This window comes from Streptomyces sp. NPDC103540 (assembly GCF_055584445.1).
On record NZ_JBVJMA010000011.1, the window covers coordinates 109162 to 129323 of the forward strand.

Genomic DNA, 20162 nt, shown 5'->3' on the forward strand with positions numbered 1-20162 from the left:
GCCGCCGTTTCGGACGTCGTGGTTGACGCTCAGGCGTTCACGCAGGTGTTGCCGAACGCCGGGTTGAGGAGGCCGACCAGCTGCGCGGTGTTGCCGCAGACGTTGACCGGGACGTGGACCGGGACCTGGACCAGGTTCCCGCTCAGGACGCCGGGGGAGCCGGCGGCCAGGCCCTCGGCGCTCGCGCCGCTCCCGCCGTTCGCGGAGGCGAGGCCCGCGCCGCCCGCGAGCATCGCCGCGCCGGCGACCGCGATGGTGGTGCCGCGCATCAGGGTCTTCTTCATCTCCGATTTCCTTTCGATTCGAACGATGGTGCCCTCATAACGACCCGCCCGGGGTGAGGGTGCGTGTTATCGCCCAAAAGGCGGTACGAGCGAGTCCGGCGTGATTTCCAGCCTGATTTCTGACAAAGTGCACTCCTGTTTTGTCCCCTTGATCGGAAAATGGAGACAGGATCATGGGTTCCTCCCGCAGAATCCTCGGCACACTCGGCCTGCTGTCCTGCCTCACGCTTTCCGCGCAGTCGCCCACCGCCGCGGCGGCGCCCCCGGAGCCGCCGGCGGCGGCGCGGGAAATGGCCCGCGTCCCCTTCGTCCAGCGTTATCAGGCGGTGCAGCACGGCGGCCTGGTCCGGGCCTCCAACTCCGGGATCAGCTGCCGCAGGGCGCAGGCGGCGGACGCCGAGCCCTGCGCCGAGGTCAAGGCGGGCGCGGCCGGGGTCAACGGTGAGTTCGAGATGTTCTACAGCGAGGTCGACAAGGACCCCGACACCTACAACTCGACGCGGGCCGAGCTGAAGGTCCCGCAGGGGGCGAAGGTCTCGTACGCCCGGCTGTACTGGGGCGGGAACCTGCGGGTGGGCGAGCAGAAGCCGCCGGAGGACAACGGTCGGGTGCTGGTCGCCGAGCCCGGGGGCGCGTACAAGGAGGTGCTCGCCGACACCGTGATCGGGCACCGCAGCGACGCGGGCAGCGATGCCTACCAGGCCTCCGCGGACGTCACCCCGATGGTGCGCAAGGGCGGCGCGGGGATGTGGACGGTCGCCCAGCTCAACATCGCCATGGGGCACTCGGAGGTGGGTGCCTGGGGCGGTTGGACGCTCGTCGTCGCCTACGAGCACCCGCGGGAGCCGATGCGCCGGCTGTCGCTGTGGGACGGCTTCGAGGGCCTCGCTGCGGGGGCCGGGGAGGCCTCCGGGGAGACGGTGGAGATCACCGGCCTGGACGCGCCGGCCGGTGCCTCGGGGCGGGCCGGGGTGGTCGCCTACGACGGGGACCGGGGCGTCCTCGGCGACTCGCTCACGGTGACCGCCGACAGCGGGCGCCGGATCGATCTCAGCGATGCCGAAAATCCGTTCAACGACGTACTGAATTCCACGATCACGGAATTCGGAAATCCCTCACCAGTACGACAGCCCGAACATATGAATAATCTCGGATATGACGCGGACGTGTTCGACCTGAGCCCCGCGCTGTCCGGGGGCGCCCGCAGCCTGAGCTTCAGGTTCGCCGGCGAAAGCCAGGGTCAATTCCTCGGTGTGCTCTTCGTTCAGACAGACGCGCGCCGCTGAACGCAGGAGACCACTCCACGTGCCGACGCAACCCCCACCCCCGTCCCCCTCCTCCTCCCCGTCGCCGGCCGCCGTGCCGTCACCGAGGTCCCTCACCGTCCTCCACCTGGTCCAACCCGTCGACGGGGGCGTCGCCCGCGTCGTCGTCGACCTCGTACGCGCCCAGAGCGCCCAGGGTCTGCGCGTCCTCGTCGGCTGCCCGGCCGGCGGGACCCTCGCCGAAGGCGCCCGCGCCGCCGGCGCCGAGGTCCTCCCCTGGCGCGCCGGCCGCTCGCCCGGACCCGCCCTGCCCGCCGAAGTGGCCTCCGCCGCCGGACTCGTCCGCCGCGCCCGCCCCGACCTGCTGCACGCCCACAGCGCCAAGGCCGGACTCGCCGGACGCCTCGCCGTCCGCGGCCGGACGCCCACCGTCTTCCAACCGCACGCCTGGTCCTTCGACGCCGTCGGCGGCGCCACCGGCGCCCTCGCGCTGCGCTGGGAGCGCTTCGGCGCCCGCTGGGCCGACCGGGTGCTCTGCGTCAGCGAAGCCGAACGCCGCGCCGGCGAGACCGAGGGCATCACCGCCCGCTGGACCGTGATCCGCAACGGCGTCGACCTCGGCCACTTCCGCCCGGCCCACCCCGAACCCGACCGCGACCGGGCCGAGGCACGCACCGAACTCCCGTTCCCCGAAAACCTCCGCGGCGACGGCCCGCTCGCCGTCTGCGTCGGCCGGCTCTGCCCGCAAAAGGGCCAGGACGTCCTGCTGCGCGCCTGGCCGGAGCTGCTCGCCACCGTCCCCGACGCCCGCCTCGCCCTCGTCGGCGACGGCCCCGACGCCGACCGTCTGCGCCGCGCCGCACCCCCCGGGGTGTTCTTCGCCGGAGCCGCCGCCGACATCCGACCGTGGCTTCGGGCCGCCGATCTCGTTGTACTGCCGTCGCGGTGGGAAGGCATGGCGCTCGCCCCGCTCGAAGCCATGGCCTGTGGCCGACCGGTCCTGGTCTCCGACGTCAGCGGGGCTCGCGAGAGCCTGCCCTCCGGCCAGGGACGGCTCTGCCTCGTGCCCCCGGAGGACCCGACGGCGCTGGCCAAGGCCCTGGGACGGCTCCTCGCCACACCGCGGCTGCTCACCGAACTCGGGGAGCAGGCCCGGCAGCACGCGAGGACGGAGTTCGACGTGCGGCGGACCACGGACGCGGTCACCGGCCTGTACCACGAACTGCTGGGCAGGCCCCGGCCCTTGAACCAGGAGCGCATCAGCCGATGACGATGGACAGCGCACCCGCCCGGCACACCGGGCAGGGCGGATCGGGGCCCGCAGGCAGCACCGCCGTCCGCCGTTCCGTGACCGCCATCCACCCCCCTCGGGGGCCCCGGGCCGAACAGGCCCGCACCGCGGTCCGCCCCCGGCGGGCCCACCGCCGCGCCGGCCTCGCACCGCTGCTCACCGCCGACGCCCTGGCCGCCGTCGCCACCACCCTGGCCCTGCCCCTGGCCCTGCCCGCCGCCGCCGCGCTGCCACCGGAGACGGCCCTGCCCGCCGCCGTCGGCCTCGCCGCGCTGCACGCCCAGGCCGGCCTCTACCGGCCCCGACTCGCCCCCTCCGCCCTCCTCGAACTGCCCGCCCTCGCCGGGCGGGCCGCCGTCCTGTGGTGCGCCGTCGCCGCGGCCCTCGCCACCACCCCCGCCGGCCCCACCCTCGCCTGGGGCGCGCTGCTCGGCGCCGTGGCCCTCCAGAGCGTCCTCGGCTGCGCCGCACGCGGCCTCGTCCACCTGCTGCGCCGCCGTACGGCCCTCGCCCGCCCGGCCTCCACCCTCGTCGTCGGACCCGGGGAGGGCGCGGGCGCCGTCTGCGCCGCCCTGCACGGCCGCCCCGAGTACGGACTGCTGCCCGTCGGGATCGCCGACACCGCCGTGCGTCCCGACACCGAGGGCGGCGCCCTCCCCGTACTCGCCACCCACGAGGACGTCCGCCGCGCCGTCATCCAGAACTCCGTGCGCCACGCCGTCTTCACCCGCCCGCCCGAGGCCGACGAACGCACCGCCTCGCTGGTCCGCCTCTTCCACGACCACGGCTGCCGACTGTGGCTCGCCGACCCCGCCGGCACCGCCAAGGTCACCGGCATGCGCGTGGCGCAGCCCGCCGACCACCTGTGGGGCCACGCCGTACAGCCGCTGCTGCCCCGCCCCGCCCGCACCCCCGAGCGGTACGCCAAGCGCGCCATCGACTCCGTCCTCGCCGCCCTCGCCCTCCTCGTCGCCGCCCCCGTCATGGCCGCCTGCGCACTCGCCGTACGGCTCGCCGACGGACCCGGAGTGATCTTCCGTCAGGAACGCGTCGGCCTCTACGGACGCCCCTTCACCCTGCTCAAGTTCCGCACCCTGCGCGCCGACGAGCACGAGTCCGCCACCCGCTGGACCGTCGCCGGCGACCGGCGCATGAGCCCCGTCGGGTCCTTCCTGCGCAAGTCCTCCCTCGACGAACTGCCCCAGCTGTGGAACGTGGTCCGGGGTGACATGAGCCTGGTCGGCCCGCGCCCCGAACGGCCCTTCTTCGTCGCCAAGTTCAGCAGCGTCCACCCCGGCTACGAGGCCCGCCACCGGATGCCCGTCGGCATCACCGGACTCGCCCAGATCAACGGACTGCGCGGCGACACCTCCATCGAGGACCGGGCCCGCTTCGACAACCACTACATCGACACCTGGTCGCTGTGGCAGGACCTGTGGATCCTCGCCCGGACCGCCGCCTCCTTCTTCCGCTTCCGGCTGGGGGGCAGCTGACCATGAGCCTCGCCGCGACCCTGCCCACGCCCGGCCCCCACCGCCCCCACCGACTCGCCGACGCCCTGCGCCGGCACTGGCCGCTGCTGCCGCTCGCCGCCACCGTCCTGTTCCTCCTCGCCCCCCTGCCCGCCGGCGACGCGACCGCCTCCGGCAAGGTCGGCCCCGCCGACGCCGCCTCGCTCGTCCTCGTCCTCGTCTGCGCCGCGCAGGCCCTGCGCGGACGCGTACGGACCCTGAGCCCGCTCGGGGTCCTCGTCCTCGGGGCGCCCGCCGCGGGGCTCGCGGTCGCGACGATGACCGCCGGGGACCCGTACGCCGCCCTGCCCGGCTTCGTGCGCTACCTCCAGGTGTTCGTCCTCGTCCCCGCCGCCGTGGTGCTCCTGGTCCGCGACGCCCGCGAGTTCCGGCTCGCCGCCGGGTGCTTCGTGGTGCTCGCGCTGGTCCAGGGCGCCGTGGGCGTCGTGCAGTACGCCACCCACACCGGAGCCTCCTACCAGGGCGAGGACGTCCGCGCCGTGGGCACCTTCGGCCCCGGTGACGTCATGGGCATGGCCACCGTCGTCGCCTACGGACTGGTCGTCGCGACCGCCGCCGCCCTCGCGCCGGGACTGTCGCGGCGCCTGCGGCGGGCCGCCGGCGCCTCGGCACTGGTCCTGGTGGTGCCGCTCGTGCTCTCCTTCAGCCGCGGAGCCTGGATCGCCACCCTCGGCGCGGCCGTCCTCGTCATGGCGATGGCCGGCATCCGCCGCGCCCTGAAGGTCCTCCTCGCCCTCTCCGCCGCCGGCGTGGTCCTGGTCGGCGGCCTCGGCGTCGGCTCCGAGATGGTCGCCGAACGCCTCACCTCCATCACCCAGGTCTCCAGCGCCCCCGACCAGTCCGTCACCGACCGCTACACCATGTGGGCCGCCGCCGGCTCGATGTGGCGCGAACAACCCGCCGTCGGCGTGGGCCTCAAGGGCTTCCCCGCCCACCGCGACGGCCACTCCTCGATCGGCCTCTCCGCCGGCAGCGACACCGCCGGCGCCGGCCAGGCCTTCATCAAGCAGCCCCTGCTCTCCCCGCACAACATGTACCTGCTGATCCTCAGCGAACAGGGCCTCATCGGACTGACCGCCCTCGCCGGCGGCTGGCTCGCCCTGCTCGTCGCGGGCCTGCGCCGGTACGCGAACGGCACCGGCGCCGCCCGGGACTGCGGACTCGTCGCCACCGGCCTGTTCGCCTGGCAGCTGACCGACTTCCTCTACGCCGACATCGGCGGCCCCTCCACCGTCCTCACCGGCGTGATCATCGGACTCGCCGCCTGGTGGGCCCTGCCCTGCGCCCCCGCGGGCCCGCACCCCGCCGACGGGCCGGCGGTCCGGTGACGGACACGACCCCCTGGCGGCGGCCCGCGGCCGCGGCGACCGACGTCGCCGCGGCTGCGGGCCGTTCGGCCGGCGGCCCCGCCGCCCCCGCCGGGGACCCCCGCACCACCGAGCGGACCGCCCCGACGGCCCCCGCCGCCACCGGCACCGCCCACCCCGCCCCGGGCCGGCCGGCCGCACCCCCCGGCGCCCCCGGCACACGACCCGGCGCCGGCACCGGGATCCGCGCCGACGCCCCGCCCGCCCGCGCCCGCGCCGGCCGCCCCGCACCCGCCGACCCCGAACCCCCCGACGCGGGAGGCGACGCACCCGCCCCGCTCGGCCGCTTCCTCGCCAAGGCCGCCGCCGTCACCGCCGGACTCACCGCCGCCGGCGCCGTCCTCGGACTCCTGCGCGACCAGACCATCGCCCACCTCTTCGGCGCCGGACACGACAGCGACGCGTTCCTCATCGCCTGGACCGTCCCCGAGATGGCCTCCACGCTCCTCATCGAGGACGCCATGGCCCTGCTGATGGTCCCCGCCTTCAGCCACGCCCTCGCCCGCCGGGCCGCCGGCCGCGCCGGCCTCACCCGCAAGGAGGCCCGCGAACGCGACCCCGTACGCCTCCTCGTCGCGGCCACCCTGCCCCGCCTCGTCGTCTTCCTCGCCGCCGTGGCCACCGTCCTCATCGTGGCCGCGCCGCTCGTCGTCACCGTCCTCGCACCCGGCCTGCCCGACCCCGAACTCGCCGTCCAGTGCACCCGCCTGACCGCCCTGACCGTCCTCACCTTCGGCGTCGCCGGCTACTTCAGCGCCGCCCTGCGCGCCCACCGCTCCTTCCTGCCCCCCGCCGCGATCTACGTCTCCTACAACATCGGCATCATCGCCACGATGATCACCCTCCACCACCTGTGGGGGGTCCGCGCCGCCGCCGCCGGCGTCGCCGCCGGCGGACTGCTGATGGTCCTCGTCCAACTCCCCGCCTTCCTGCGCAACGTCGGCTTCGGACCCTCCCGCACCGGTGGCGCGGCGCCCCGCAGCCAACGCGACCGCGACCGGCCCACCCTCCTCGCCTTCGGCCTGATCGCGCCCGTCATCTTCTTCGCCGTCTTCCGCCAGTCACAGGTCCTCGTCGAACGCTTCCTCGCCGCCTCCCTGCCCCCCGGCGCCATCTCGCACCTCAACTACGCGCAGAAGGTCGCGCAGATGCCGATGGTGCTCTCCCTGATGATCTGCACCGTCACCTTCCCCGTCGTCGCCCAGGCCATGGCCGCCGGGGAACGCGACAAGGCCCGCCGCCGCGTCGAACAGGACCTCGCCCTCGCCGCCCTCGCCGTCCTGATGGGCAGCGCCCTCGTCATCGGCTACGCGCCCCAGATCATCGAGGTCCTCTTCGAACGCGGCGCGTTCACCGCCGAGGACACCCGGGCCACCGCCGGCGTCATGCGGGTCTACGGCCTCGGCCTCCTCGGCCACTGCCTCGTCGGCGCGCTCTCCCGGCCCTTCTTCTCGACCGCCCGGCCCACCTGGTTCCCGGCGCTCGCGATGGGCGCCGGGCTGCTCGTCAACATCGCCGCCGGAGCCCTCGCCGTCGGCTGGTGGGGCACCTACGGCATCGCCGCCGCCAACGCCCTCGCCATCACCACCACCGCCGTGCTCCTCCTCACCGGACTCGGCTCCCGCATCGTCGCCATCCAGGTCCGCCGGGTCGCCGTCAGCATCGGCCGGCTCGCCGTCGCCGCCGCGACCGCCTGCGCCACCGGCTGGATCGCCGGCCCCATGATCCCCGACCCGCTCCTGAGCGCCGCCCTCGGATGCCTCCTCGTCCCCGCCATGTTCGGAGCCACCGGGATGGCCATACGGGCCCTCGAAGTCACCGCCCTGTCCAACCGCGTCGACCGGCTCGCCACACAGACCGCCGGCCGGCTCACCCAGCTCACCCAGAGGTTCCGCAATGTCCGCTGACACCGACACGGCCCCCGCCGCCGTCGCCGTCCCCGCCCGCCGGACCGCATCACCGTGGGTCCTGATGTACCACTCCGTCGCCGAGTTCACCGACCCCGCCGAGGACCCGTACGGCATCACCGTCACCCCGGCCGCCCTCGAAGCCCAACTGCTGTGGCTGCGCTCCCGCAAACTGCGCGGGGTCTCCGTCGGCGAACTGCTGCGCGCCCGCGCCGCCGGCCGGGCCCGCGGACTCGTCGGCCTCACCTTCGACGACGGCTACACCGACTTCCTCACCCACGCCCTGCCCCTGCTGCGCCGCCACGACTGCACCGCCACCCTCTTCGTCCTGCCCGGCCGGCTCGGCGTCGACAACGTGTGGGACCCGCTCGGCCCCCGCAAACCCCTCCTGACCGCCGAGCAGATCCGCGAGGTCGCCGCCTCCGAAATGGAGCTCGGCTCCCACGGCCTGCTCCACCAGGACCTCACCGCCGCCGGCGACGACGTCCTCGGACAGGAACTGCGCGGCAGCCGCGACCTGCTGCGCGAACTGACCGGGACCCTCCCCGAGGGCTTCTGCTACCCCTACGGCCACCTCGACGCCCGCGTCGTCGACGCCACCCGCGCCGCCGGCTACACCTACGCCTGCGCCATCTCCCCCGGCCGCCTCGCCGGCCCCCACGCCCTGCCCCGCACCCACGTCAGCCAGGCCGACGGCGGCGGCCGCCTGCGGATCAAGGAACTGCGCCACCGGGCGCGCGAACAGCGGCGGGTGATCCTGCCGTGAAGGCCCTGCACATCATCACCGGCCTCGGTGTCGGCGGCGCCGAACAACAACTGCGCCTCCTGCTCCGACACATGCCCATGACCTGCGACGTCCTGACGCTCACCAACCCCGGCCCCGTCGCCGAGGGACTGCGGGCCGACGGCGTCCGCGTCGTCCACCTCGGCATGAGCGGCAACCGCGACCTCGGCGCGCTGCCCCGCCTCGTCGGCTTCATCCGACGCGGCCGCTACGACCTCGTCCACACCCACCTCTACCGGGCCTGCGTCTACGGGCGCCTCGCGGCCCGCCTCGCGGGCGTACCGGCCATCGTCGCCACCGAACACTCCCTCGGCGAGGGCGAGATCGAAGGCCGCCCCCTCACCCGCGGCGTACGCGCCCTCTACCTGGCCGGCGAACGCCTCGGCGCCGCCACCGTCGCCGTCTCCGACACCGTCGCCGGCCGCCTCGCCGACTGGGGCGTGCCCCCCGCCCGCGTCCACGTCGTCCCCAACGGCATCGAGGCCGCCCGGTTCCGCTTCGACGAGGGCGTACGCCGCGCCACCCGCGCCCGCACCGGCCTGCCCGAACGGGCCTTCGTCGTCGGCGGCGTGGGACGCCTCGTACCCGGCAAGCGCTTCGACGTCCTCGTACGGGCCGTCGCCGCGCTCCCCGGCGCGCACCTGCTGCTCGCCGGGGACGGACCGGAGCGGGCCGCACTGCGCTCGCTGGCCGCCGAACTGGGCGCCCAGAGCCGCATCCACCTGCTGGGGGAGCGGGACCCGCTCGGCGACAGCCCCGACGGGCGCACCCCCGGCATCCCCGCCCTGCTGGCCGCCATGGACGTCTTCGTCTCCCCGTCCAAGGAGGAGGCGTTCGGACTCGCCGTGGTGGAGGCCCTCGCCGCCGGCCTGCCCGTCCTGCACGTCACCTGCCCCGCCATCGACGACCTGCCCGCCGCGCAGGCCCCCGGCGCGCGGCGGATCGGCACCGGCACGGAGGAACTCGTCGCCGCCCTGCGCGGGCACATGGAGGCCGGCGCCCGCCGGCTGCCGCCGCCCCCCGTCGCCCGCCGCTACGACATCGCGAGCAGCGCCAGGCGCCTGCTGGACGTCTACGCCCTCGCCCTGCCCGCGCCCGCGCCCGCGTCCGTCCCGGGCACGGCCCCGGACCGGGAGCCGGACCGGGCCCCGGACCGGGAGCCGACGACGCGGGCCGGGGACGGCGGCTCCGTACCGGCGCCCGCCGGCGCGCCCGCCCCCGGCGCCGGCCCCCTCACCACCCCCCTCACCACCCCCCTCACCACCCCCCTCACCACCCCCCTCTCCGCGCCCGCGCCCGCCGGGGACGCGGTGCCCGCCGAGACCGACGCCGGGGCGCGCACACCGGCCCGGGGCGCCTGACCCCCCTCACCACCGCCCCGCCACCGCCCCGCCCCCGCCCGGCCCCGGAGCCGGCCGGGAGACCGACGAACTCCCCTCCACCCAGGAAGCGAGCACGCACATGGCCGACACCGTCGACACCGACAAGCCCGAGCCGAAGAAGGCCGAACAGAAGAAGACCGAGCAGCGCCGGTCCGACCACCGCTCCGGCAAGCGCCGCGGCCTCCTGCCGCCCCCCGCCTGGTGGCCCCTGCCCGCCTGCGCCCTGCTGGGGCTGGCCGCCGGCGGCACCTACGGGGTGCTCAAGGCCCCCGAATACGCCGCCACCAGCTACGTCGTCGCCGTCCCCGACGAAACCACCGAACCGGCCACCGCCCTCGGCTTCGCCCAGGCCTACGCCCGCATCGCCACCAGCAGCTCCACCCTCGCCTACGCCCAGCCCCGCGCCGGCATCCCGGCACGGACGCTGCGCACCCAGGTCCGCGCCGAGACCTCTCCCGAGTCCCCGATGATCGCCATCACCGGCACCTCCCGCAGCGCCGGCGAGGCCGCCGACATCGCCAACGCCGTCGCCGACGCGCTGTCCCTCAGCAGCAACCAGGCCGCCAAGAACACCGGCGTCCAACTGCTGCTGTTCAACCAGGCCGTCGCCCCCACCGAGCCCGCCTCCCCGTCCGCCGCCATCAGCGGCGCCGTCGGACTGTGCGCGGGCGGCCTGCTGGGCGGCCTGTGGCTGCTCGCCCGGCCCACCGCCCGCCGCAGGCCCGAGCAGGGCGCCGGGCGGCAGGGGGCGGACGGGCAGCGGACCCCCGTGGGGGAGTACGCCTCCCTGCCCGCCCAGGGTGAGCACTCCGAGACCAAGGAGAAGGAGTCCGTGCGATGAGCGGGGGCTCCGCCGGGGCCCTGTCGGTGACGCTGTGCCGCGACCCCCGGCAGTTCGCCGCGCTGGAGGAGCCGTGGACCCGGCTCGTACGCGGCTGCCCCACCGCCACCCCCTTCCAGAGCCACGGCTGGCTCCACTCGTGGTGGCTGTCCTACGGCAAGGAGGGCCGGCTGCGCCTCCTGCTCGTGCGGCGCGGCGACGAACTCGTCGGCGCCGCGCCGCTCATGCTCGTCCACCGGCCGCTGCCGCGCCTGGTGCCCCTCGGCGGCCCGATCACCGACCACTTCGACGTGCTCGTGGCCGCCGAGCACGCCGACCAGGTCGTGCCCGCCCTGGCCCGCGGGCTGCACCGGGCCGCCCGGGCCGCCGTCGTCGACCTGCGCGAGGTCCGGCCGGGAGCCGCCGCCGAAGCGCTGTACGAGGCGTGGCCCGGGGCGCGCGGCCGGCTGGCCGACTCCACCTGCATGGAACTGCCCGTGCTGCCCTTCGACGAGCTCGTCAAGCGGATGCCCGCATCCGGCGCCCAACGGGTGCGCGCCAAGCTGCGCAAGACCGACGCGGCCGGCATCGAGGAGCACGACGTCACCGAGGAAGAGGTGCCCCAGGCCGTACGCACCCTGCTGCGGCTCCACGAGAAGCAGTGGCGCGGCCGCGGGGTGACCCCCGAACACCTGCGGCCCCGCTTCGCCGAACACCTCACCCGGGCCACCCGCCGCATGGTGCGGACCGGCGAGGGCCGGTTGACGGAGTTCCGGCTCGACGGGAAGGTCGTCGCGGCCAACGTCACCCTGCTGTCCGCGGCCTTCAGCGGTGGCTACCTCTACGGGGCCGACCCCGACCTGCGCGGCCGCAAGGTGGACGTCGCCACCCTGCTGCTGCGCCACGAGGCGGGCCGAGCCTTCGCGGAGGGCCGGGGCGTGGTGAGCTTCCTGCGCGGCAACGAGCCGTACAAGAACCACTGGCGTCCGGAGACGGTCGTCAACCGGCGACTGTTGCTGGCCACGCACGCGCTCGCGCCCCTGCTGCGGCTGCACGAGTCGCAGATCACGGGGCGCGAGCGGGCGGTGGACGCGCTGCGCGAGGCGCTGCCGGCCGCCCGGGACTGGCGGGCGCGGCTCAACGAACTGCGGGTGCGATGACCCGGCTAGAAGGGCCAGAAGTCGAAGTCGTCGCCCCAGTCGAGCTTGAAGCAGACGGACTGGTTGCCGACCAGCCCGGACATCCACTCGCCGAAGTTGAGCGGCACGCACCACTGGGTGCCGTTGGTGGGCGGCCGGGGCGGGACGGGCGGCGCGGGCGGCTCCGGCAGGGGTACCGGGGTCGGGGTCGGCGGGACGGGGGCCGGCGGGAACACCGGCGGCACCGACACGTCGGGCTTCGGGGTCGGGGTCGGGGTGGGGGTCGGCTCCTCGGGCAGGGGTTCGACGGGCGGGACGCTGACCTCGGGCTCCGGCAGCGGCTCCGGTCCCGGGTCCACGGGCGGCAGGGACGGCAGGGGCTGTGCGGGGGGCTCCGGCACCGGCGTGGGAGCCGGGGCGGGCGTGGGCACCTCGGGCTTGGGCACCTCGGGGGTCGGCACCTGGGGGGTCGGCACCTGGGGCGTCGGGACCTGGGGGGTCGGGACGACCGGGGGGGTGGGCACGACCGGCGGCGTCGGGACCACGGGCGGCGTGGGCACCACGGGCGGGGTGGGAACGACGGGCGGGGTCGGGTCGACCGGCGTCGGGACCTGCGGGGTCAGCGCGTCGCGGAAGACCTTCGAGGACTGCGGATTCGCCTTGCACTGCCACACGCCGTGCGGGCAGTAGTCGGTGATGGTGTGGTAGATCGGCTTGTGCTGCTCGATCCACTTCAGCATGCGCCGCACGTACTCCGGGTTGTCCCCGTTGCGGAACAGCCCCCACTCCGGGTAGGAGATCGGCTTCCCGTGCGCCTTCGCGAAGTCGACGTGCGCCTGGAGCCCGTACGGCTGGCTGACCTGCTCGTCGAACGTGCGGCCCGGAGCCTGGTCGTACGAGTCCATGCCGACGATGTCGACGAAGTCGTCGCCCGGGTAGCAGCGGGTCCAGGCGATGTTGTCCGTGCCCCGGCTGGGCGCGAAGTCGAACCGGAACTCCTGGCCGGGGACGGCCCGCATCGTGGTGACGATCCGCCGCCAGTACGCCTTCCAGTTCTCCGGGTCCGGACCGCAGCGGTGGGTGTAGGTGGTGCCGTTCATCTCCCAGCCGAGCACGATCACCGTGTCCGGCACGCCCAGCGACACCAGCCGCTCGGCGAGGCGGCGGAAGTGGTGGTCGTACTGGCCCTCCGCGCCGGCCCGGATCAGCTGGGCGACCTGGTAGTCCGGCACCCGGGCCTCGTTGCGGGCCTGCATGGGCACGTTGAGGACGAACATCCTGTCGTCCTCGGCCTGTCGCCAGGCCGCCCAGGACGACAGGAAGTTCACGTTGCCCTCGATGGCGGGCCACACGTCACCGGGCAGATACGTGTGCCCCACCCGGATCTCCCGGCCGCCCAGCCAGCCCGACAGGTTCGGGATCCGGGCGACTCCCGCCGTCCCGGAGTCGAGGAAGGCCCCCATCGCGATGTCGGAGCCCTTCGACGCCTCCTCCTCCGGAGCCGCGAGGGCGGCGCCGGTCGCCAGGATTCCGGCCGTGACCGTACCGACGCAGGTGCTCGCCAGTCGGCGGTGTGGTCTGGGCATGGCGTCTCCCGAACGTTCCTGAACCGGTGTGCTTGCCACAGACGTTAGGCATCAGATCCGACTAATGGCCTGTTCGCCGGCCGCTGCGTAGGCCATTAGCAGGTGCCCATCCATCCCGCTTGGTCCGACTAGGTGAAAGACACCGTTCCCATGCACGCGTTCGACGGCCATGTGCCCGCTGTCCTGCTCAGACTCGATCGCAATCCGTTCCACCACGGAACCCTCGGCGCCGTCAGATCCCTGGGGCGCAGGGGAGTGGAGGTCCATGCCGTCGTCGAAGCCGGGGGAGGTCCCGTGGGACGTTCGCGCTATCTGCGCGCCGTGCACACCGGGCCCGACGGAGGACTCGACCCCGAGGCCCCGCAGGCCCTGCTGGAGTGCCTGACCCGGGTCTCCGAACGGATCGGCCGGCCCGCCGTCCTCGTCGCCATGGACGATCTGAGCGCCATCGCCGTGTCCCGCGTCGGGGCGGGGCTGACGGACCGTTTCCGGATCCCCCATCAGCCCGACAACCTGCCCGCCCGGGTGGCCGACAAGGCCGAACTGTCCCGCCTGTGCGCCCGCTGGGGCGTCCCCCACCCCGAGACGGTGATCCCCGCGAGCGGCGCCGAGGCGGCCGAGGCCGCCTGGCGGCTGGGACTCCCGGTGGTCGCCAAGTGGAGCCGGCCCTGGCTGCTGCCCGCCGGCGCCGGACTGCGCAGCACCACCCTCGTCCACAGCGCCGGCGAGGCGCGCGGCCTGTACGAACGCTCCGCCGAGGCCGGCAGCCGCCTGCTGCTCCAACGCTTCCTGCCCGCCGGAGGGGACACCGACCGTTTCTTCCACGGAGCCTTCGCCCGGGGCGGGCGCCCCCTGCTCACCGGGTCCGGCCGCAAGGAACTGTCCTGGCCCGTGCGGACGGGGCTGACCGCGGTGGGCCGCTGGCTGCCCGACCCGGCGGTGGAGGAAGCGGGACTGCGGCTCGCCGAACGGCTCGGCTACCAGGGGATCCTGGACCTCGACTTCCGCCGCGACGAACGCGGCACCTTCCGGCTCGTGGACTTCAACCCCCGCCCGGGAGCCCAGTTCAGACTGTTCACCGACGACTCCGGCCTGGACGTCGTCCAGGCCATGTACCTCGATCTGACGGGGCAACGGGTCCCGGAGCCGACCGGAGGCCCCGGTCGGGTCTTCGTCGCCGAGAACTACGCCCTGCTCGCCGCCGTACGCGGACGCTCGCTGCCGCGCCGGCAGGCCCCGGCGCCCCGGACGGACGCGCCGGGCGGGTCGGACGCGGCGGGCGGGGCGGCCGCTTCGGGTGGGGCGGCCGCTTCGGGTGGGGGCGCGGCGCGGGTCCCCGTGGTGCCGGCCGGGCGACGCCCCGGCCCGGGGCCGGACGGGCCGCCGCGGGGCGGCGTACGGCCGGCCGGCGCGACCCCCGGGAAGGCCGGGCCGGCGCGGACGCCCGACCCGGTGCGGCGGGGACGTACGGAGGCGGCCTGGTTCGCCGCCGACGACCTCGCGCCGTTCCTCGCGATGCTCGGCGCCTTCCTCGGGCGGGGCCTGGGCAAGGGCGCGCGCGCCCTGCGGGACGTGCCCGCGCAGGGTCGGCGTACGGCGCGGGCGGTACGCACCCCGCGCCAACGCGGCGGCGACGAGGCGGTGGGCGGCGGCCCTGCGACGGCGAGCGCGACCGCGAGCGCGACCGTGTCCGCGTCCGATCGGGCGTCGGGCCCGGACCGGCCGGCGCCGGGCCGGTCCTCGGGGGCGACCCGCCCGGCCGAACCGGACGAGCTGGTCAGCCGGTGAGCGCCCCCCGACCCCCGATGGACCGCGACGAGCTGGAGGAAGACCCGTGACGCGCATGGACGATCTCGTGGTGATCGGCGCGGGCCCGTACGGCCTGTCGATCGCCGCGCACGCGGCCGCGGCCGGGATCGGCGTACGGCTGCTGGGGCGCCCCATGGCCTCCTGGCGCGACCACATGCCCGAGGGCATGTACCTGAAGTCCGAGCCCTGGGCCTCGAACCTGTCGGCGCCCGGCGGCCGGCACACCCTGGAGGAGTTCTGCGCCGCCCGGGGACGGCCGGCCGTGCACGGCAGGCCCCTGCCGATCGGCACCTTCAGCGAGTACGGGCTCTGGTTCGCCGCCCGCGCCACCCCCGAGGTCGAGGAGGTGACCGTCACCGAGGTCGCCCCTCAGGGCGAGGGGTTCCTGGTCCGCACCGCCGAAGGCCCGCCGCTCGTCACCCGGACGGTCGCGCTCGCCGTCGGCGTGATGCCGTTCACGCACAGCCCCGAGGCACTGCGGGAGCTGCCTCCCGGCCACTGGTCGCACAGCAGCGGCCACCGGGACCTGACCCGGTTCTCCGGTCAGGACGTCGCCGTCCTCGGAGCCGGCCAGGCCGCCCTGGAGACCGCCACCCTGCTCGCGGAGGCGGGGGCCCGCCCGTCCCTGGTGGCCCGCAGAGCGCGCCTGAACTGGAACACCGTCCCGCAACCCCTGAGCCGGCCGCCGCTGCGGGCCCTGCGCGAACCCCACAGCGGGCTGGGCACCGGGTGGCGCAGCTGGGTGTGGGCGGAGCTGCCGTGGGCGGTACGGCACCTGTCCGCGGCGCGGCGGGAACGGATCGCCGCGACGGCCCTGGGGCCCGCCGGGGCGTGGTGGCTGCGGGAACGCTTCGAGGGGCGGGTGCCGGCGCTGCTGGGCCACCGGCTGCGGCGGGCGGTGGCGACCGAGGGCGGCCGGATCCGCCTCGGGCTGACCACCGCCTCGGGGGAGTCCCTCGTCCTGGACACCGGGCACGTCATCGCCGCCACCGGTTTCGCCCCGGACCTGCGCCGGCTGGCGCTGCTCGACGCCGGACTGCGGGCCGCGCTGGTCACCGTGGGGGACGGGGGGACGCCGGAGCTGGGGCCCGGCTTCGAGTCGTCGTGGCCGGGACTCTTCTTCGCGGGGCTGCTCACGGCTCCCTCATTCGGCCCTTCCATGCGATTCGTGCACGGTGCGGGGTTCACGGCGGGGAGACTGGTGAAAGGAGTCCGGGGGCGCCTCGGCGCCCGGGGTCCGCTGCCGGGCTCCACCGCCGGCGCCCGGCAGGACCGGGACGCCGCCGGGCAACCGAATCCGAAGACGACGTTTCTACGCTGACATCCACCGTGAGAGGGGTCCGCGATGGGCGCGGAGCGAGCACAGGGCGGCCGTGGCTGGGTGCGCATCCCCGCCAGCCGCGCGGAGCAGTCCCCGGCGCGACCGGCGGCGCCGACGCCGCCCGGGCCGGGGCCGTTCGCGGCCTTCGGCTCCGGCGATCAGGCCGCGATCTACCTGTCCCTCGTCAAGCGCTGGCGGGAGGCCGGACGCACCCTTCCGGGGCATCCTGACGAGGAGTGGGAGCGGCTGATCTCCCAGCCGTGCTGGCCCGGCCGTTAGGTGGTGTGACTCGTGGCAGCGGCGGAGCACGACGGGCCGGAGCGCGAGCGGCCGGAGCAGGGCCGACCGGGGCGCGACGCGCCGCCGGCGGGTGGAGCGCGGGCGGGCGGGGAAGCCGCGGCGGAGGCGGCGGGCGCGGCGGCGGGTGCGGCGGAGGCCTCCGTGTCCCCGGATCCGGCCGCCGGGGCCCCCGTGCCCGCCCCCGCGCCGGAGGCCGCGGACGCCGGGGCCGGGCCGCTGACCGGGCCCGGGGAGCGGCTCGCCCTCAACGGCATGGGCAGCTTCGAGTGGGACCTGGTCGGCGGGACCCTGAACCTGGACGAGGCGGGGATGGCCGTCTTCGACCTGGAGCCGGCGGAGTTCGACCGGACCCCGGAGGGCCTCGGCCTGCGGATCCCGGCCGACGACGCGGCCCGCCTGGCCGACACCGTGCTCGGGGTCCTCGACGGCGGCGGGAACACGTACGGCTCGTACTTCACGGTGCGCCGGCGCGACGGCGTCGACCAGTGGACCCACACCCAGGGCCGGGTGCTGCGCGATCCCGACGGGCGAGCGCGCCGGATCGTCGGCATCGTGCGCGACGCGACCGCCGAACTCGCCCACGCCACCGTCCTGCGCAAACTGGAGTCCGCCCGCGCCCAGCAGGCCACCATCGTGCAGCGCACCACCGAGGCCCTGTCGCGGGCGGTGACCGTGGACGACGTGACGGCCGCCCTGACCGGCGCGGGAGCGCTCGAACGCCTCGGCGCCGACGGACTGGCCCTGGGCCTCGTCGAGAACGGCGCCATCAAGATCATCGCCCTGAGCGGCGAATCCCTGGAGATCCTCAGCGAACGCCGCTTCACCCGCCTGGACGGATCCCTGCCGCTGTCGCAGGCGGTGATCACCAGGAAGGCACGTTTCGCCACCTCCCTCACCGAGCTCGCCGGCGAGTTCCCGCTGCTCGCCGACTACCTCAACCGCATCCGCTTCGACGCCGCCGCCTACCTGCCGCTCATCGCCCAGGCCAAGGCCATCGGCGGCCTCGTGCTCTTCTACCGGCGGCGCACCGACTTCAGCCCCGAGGAACGCAACCTCTGCCTCGGCCTCGCCGGCATCGTCGCCCAGTCCCTCCAACGGGCCCTCCTCTTCGACCAGGAACGCGAGTTCGCGACCGGCCTCCAGGCCGCCATGCTGCCGCGCCGCATCCCCGACATCAGCGGCGGCGAGATCGCCGTCCGCTACCACTCCGCCTGGAGCGGACGCGAGGTCGGCGGCGACTGGTACGACGTCATCGCCCTGCCCCGCGACCGCGTCGGGATCGTGGTGGGCGACGTACAGGGCCACGACACCCACGCCGCGGCCATCATGGGCCAGCTCCGCATCGCCCTGCGCGCCTACGCCGGCGAGGGCCACCCGCCCTCCACCGTCCTGGCCCGCGCCTCCCGCTTCCTCGCCGAACTCGACACCGAACGGTTCGCCACCTGCATGTACGCCCAGGTCGACCTGGAGACCGGCGGCGTACGGGCGGTCCGCGCGGGCCACCTCGGCCCGCTGATCCGGCACACGGACGGCCGTACCGGCTGGCCCAACGTGCGCGGCGGCCTGCCGCTCGGACTGGCCTCGATGTTCGAGCAGGAGGACTTCCCCGAGACCCGCCTCGACCTGGTCCCCGGGGAGACCCTCGTGCTGTGCACCGACGGGCTCGTCGAGGAACCCGGCACCATCATCACCAGCGGCATGGACGCCCTCGCCCACGCGGTGCGCAGCGGCCCCCAGGAGGCCGGCGCCCTCGCCGACCACCTCTCCGACCGGCTCTGGGAGCGCTGGGGTTCCGGTGACGACGTCGCCCTGCTCGTCTTGCGCCGCGCCCCCGACCCGGGCACCCACCGGGCCCCTCGCATCCACCAGTACGTCCACCAGGCCGACCCGGAAGGCCTCTCGGAGGCCCGCTACGCGCTGCGCCAGGCCCTGCGCGACTGGGGCATGCCCGAACTGGCCGACGACGTGGAACTGGCGGCGGGGGAACTGCTGGTCAACGCCCTGCTGCACACCGACGGCGGAGCGGTGCTGACCATGGAGGTGCTGCCCGAGCCGGTGCGGCGGATCCGGCTGTGGGTCAAGGACCGCTCCAGCGTGTGGCCGCGCAGGCGCAGCCCCGGCGAGGCGGCCACCACCGGGCGCGGGCTGCTGCTCGTGGACGCCCTGGCCACGCACTGGGGCGTGGAGTCCCGGGGCGACGGCAAGGCCGTGTGGTGCGAGTTCGACGCGGCGGGTGCGGCGGGTGCGACCGGTGCGGCGGGGGCGGCGGGTGCGACCGGTGCGACGGGGGCGGCGGGCGGTCCGCGCGGCCCGCTCGGTTCCCGATGAGCGCGCCCGGTCGGCTCCCGAGGGTGAGCGGGGCCTCACTCCCGGTTGTGGGCGGGCGGGCACGGGGCGATGATGCGGCCATGGAAAGGATCTGTCGGGACGTGCGGTGCGCCGCCTGAGCCGGGGCGCGATCACCGGCCTGCTGGCGGCCCTGCTGCTGGTGGCCGGGGTGCCGAAGGTCGTGGACTGGACGACGGGCCGGCCGCACGCGGACCCCGGGTGCCAGACGGTGGCGTTCATGTCCATGACGGGCGTCGCGCCCGAGTGCCGGTAGCGGCGGCTACCGGACTGCGGGACGTGCGGGGCCCGCGGTGCCTGCGGGACCTGTGGTGTGCGCGGGCCTGCGGTGCGCGCGGACCTGTGGTGCTCACGGGGCCCGTGGGGCTGCGGTGCGCGCGGGGCTGCCGGACTAGCGGAGCGAGTGGCTCAGGGTGACCTCCCGGCCGTCCTCCGCGAGGTTCGAGGCGTGCACCGCGCGCGGGATGAGCCCGGTGCCCGAAGCGCCGACCCGCTGAAGACGCGTTTCCGCGCGGGCCGCCCCCGGGTGCACGCCCGGCGTCATGCGCAGGGTCCCCGAAGCCGTCCACTCGTGCTCCTCGCCGTCACAGTTCGGGGCCTGGTCGCCGCCGAAGGTGAGGCGGGTCCCCTCCTGGATCAGCGTCGCCGAGATCTGAACCGTCCCCACGGGTGACGTCGGTGCGCACCGGTAGGTCCCGGAAAGGGTGACGGTGTTGTCCGGGTTCAGGTGCGCCTCTTCCCGTACGGAAATCCCATTTCCGTACGCGGCCGCCCCCGCCGGTGTGCTGAAGGCGGTCGCGGCGACCACCGCGGAAAGCGCCGCAAGGGTCAGTCGGGATACGGAAACGGCCATGGTTCCTCCAGGTTGACGCGGTATCTGCCCGCTCGGGTGGGGGTGACGGATTTCGTCGGCGGAACCCGTCGCAAGGCATTGTGGGGGCAGTTGCGCGGCAAGTGGCCGCGCGTGCTCGTGTCGGTGTGTGCAATTCCCCGCTCGGGCGCGTGAGACTGGCCGGAATAATCCCCGCG

The 20162-nt window shown here is 75.3% G+C and carries 17 protein-coding genes; 14 read left to right on the top strand and 3 right to left on the bottom strand.

Going from position 1 to position 20162, the window contains the following annotated elements; genetic code table 11:
* Nucleotides 1–29 precede the first annotated feature (29 nt).
* Nucleotides 30–284: a chaplin gene (locus ACZ6ZI_RS26035; protein WP_469524612.1), complete on the bottom strand. Its 255-nt coding sequence runs from the start codon at nucleotides 282–284 to the stop codon at nucleotides 30–32.
* A gap of 173 nt (nucleotides 285–457) precedes the next feature.
* Between ACZ6ZI_RS26035 and ACZ6ZI_RS26040 the strand changes: the two genes are divergently transcribed.
* From ACZ6ZI_RS26040 to ACZ6ZI_RS26080, 9 genes are all read left to right on the top strand, one after another.
* Complete coding sequence (locus ACZ6ZI_RS26040) at nucleotides 458–1570, top strand: DUF3344 domain-containing protein (protein ID WP_469524613.1); 1113 nt, start codon at nucleotides 458–460, stop codon at nucleotides 1568–1570.
* Between the two features lie 73 nt (nucleotides 1571–1643).
* Nucleotides 1644–2819 (top strand): glycosyltransferase family 4 protein, encoded by a 1176-nt coding sequence (locus ACZ6ZI_RS26045; protein ID WP_469524884.1) that lies wholly within the window; start codon nucleotides 1644–1646, stop codon nucleotides 2817–2819.
* Nucleotides 2816–4333: a sugar transferase gene (locus ACZ6ZI_RS26050; protein WP_469524615.1), complete on the top strand. Its 1518-nt coding sequence runs from the start codon at nucleotides 2816–2818 to the stop codon at nucleotides 4331–4333. The genes ACZ6ZI_RS26045 and ACZ6ZI_RS26050 overlap by 4 nt, the downstream gene beginning before the upstream one ends.
* A gap of 2 nt (nucleotides 4334–4335) precedes the next feature.
* Nucleotides 4336–5700, top strand: coding sequence for an O-antigen ligase family protein (locus ACZ6ZI_RS26055; RefSeq protein WP_469524616.1), 1365 nt, complete (start codon nucleotides 4336–4338; stop codon nucleotides 5698–5700).
* Nucleotides 5697–7646, top strand: coding sequence for a murein biosynthesis integral membrane protein MurJ (murJ, locus tag ACZ6ZI_RS26060; protein ID WP_469524617.1), 1950 nt, complete (start codon nucleotides 5697–5699; stop codon nucleotides 7644–7646). Before ACZ6ZI_RS26055 ends, murJ begins: the two co-directional genes overlap by 4 nt.
* A complete protein-coding gene (locus tag ACZ6ZI_RS26065; RefSeq protein WP_469524618.1) occupies nucleotides 7636–8412 on the top strand; it encodes a polysaccharide deacetylase family protein in 777 nt (258 codons plus the stop codon). Before murJ ends, ACZ6ZI_RS26065 begins: the two co-directional genes overlap by 11 nt.
* A complete protein-coding gene (locus ACZ6ZI_RS26070; RefSeq protein ID WP_469524619.1) occupies nucleotides 8409–9791 on the top strand; it encodes a glycosyltransferase in 1383 nt (460 codons plus the stop codon). The genes ACZ6ZI_RS26065 and ACZ6ZI_RS26070 overlap by 4 nt, the downstream gene beginning before the upstream one ends.
* Before the next feature lie 100 nt (nucleotides 9792–9891).
* Nucleotides 9892–10653 (top strand): YveK family protein, encoded by a 762-nt coding sequence (locus ACZ6ZI_RS26075; RefSeq protein WP_469524621.1) that lies wholly within the window; start codon nucleotides 9892–9894, stop codon nucleotides 10651–10653.
* Entirely contained in the window at nucleotides 10650–11792 is a 1143-nt protein-coding gene (locus ACZ6ZI_RS26080) for a GNAT family N-acetyltransferase (protein ID WP_469524623.1), read from the top strand. Before ACZ6ZI_RS26075 ends, ACZ6ZI_RS26080 begins: the two co-directional genes overlap by 4 nt.
* Nucleotides 11793–11797: 5 nt before the next feature.
* On the opposite strand, the gene ACZ6ZI_RS26085 is transcribed toward ACZ6ZI_RS26080, so the two are convergent.
* Entirely contained in the window at nucleotides 11798–13357 is a 1560-nt protein-coding gene (locus ACZ6ZI_RS26085) for a glycoside hydrolase family 26 protein (RefSeq protein WP_469524625.1), read from the bottom strand.
* 294 nt (nucleotides 13358–13651) lie between these two features.
* On the opposite strand from ACZ6ZI_RS26085, the gene ACZ6ZI_RS26090 reads away from it, so the two are divergent.
* The 5 genes from ACZ6ZI_RS26090 to ACZ6ZI_RS26110 all read left to right on the top strand — a co-directional run bounded on the left by ACZ6ZI_RS26090 (nucleotide 13652) and on the right by ACZ6ZI_RS26110 (nucleotide 19389).
* Nucleotides 13652–15145 (top strand): carboxylate--amine ligase, encoded by a 1494-nt coding sequence (locus tag ACZ6ZI_RS26090; RefSeq protein WP_469524626.1) that lies wholly within the window; start codon nucleotides 13652–13654, stop codon nucleotides 15143–15145.
* Between the two features lie 55 nt (nucleotides 15146–15200).
* Nucleotides 15201–16487, top strand: a complete 1287-nt coding sequence (locus ACZ6ZI_RS26095) for an NAD(P)-binding domain-containing protein (protein ID WP_469524886.1) — start codon at nucleotides 15201–15203, stop codon at nucleotides 16485–16487.
* Nucleotides 16488–16511: 24 nt separating this feature from the next.
* Nucleotides 16512–16766, top strand: a complete 255-nt coding sequence (locus tag ACZ6ZI_RS26100; RefSeq protein WP_469524627.1) for a hypothetical protein — start codon at nucleotides 16512–16514, stop codon at nucleotides 16764–16766.
* Nucleotides 16767–16958: 192 nt separating this feature from the next.
* Entirely contained in the window at nucleotides 16959–19115 is a 2157-nt protein-coding gene (locus tag ACZ6ZI_RS26105) for a SpoIIE family protein phosphatase (protein ID WP_469524889.1), read from the top strand.
* 106 nt (nucleotides 19116–19221) lie between these two features.
* The gene (locus ACZ6ZI_RS26110; RefSeq protein ID WP_363055123.1) at nucleotides 19222–19389 is read left to right on the top strand and encodes a hypothetical protein; all 168 of its coding nucleotides are present in this window, start codon (nucleotides 19222–19224) and stop codon (nucleotides 19387–19389) included.
* A 135-nt stretch (nucleotides 19390–19524) separates the two neighbouring features.
* Here ACZ6ZI_RS26110 and ACZ6ZI_RS26115 read toward each other — a convergent pair whose 3' ends face one another.
* On the bottom strand, nucleotides 19525–19986 hold the full coding sequence (locus tag ACZ6ZI_RS26115) for a DUF6299 family protein (protein ID WP_469524628.1): 462 nt from the start codon (nucleotides 19984–19986) through the stop codon (nucleotides 19525–19527).
* Nucleotides 19987–20162 lie beyond the last annotated feature (176 nt).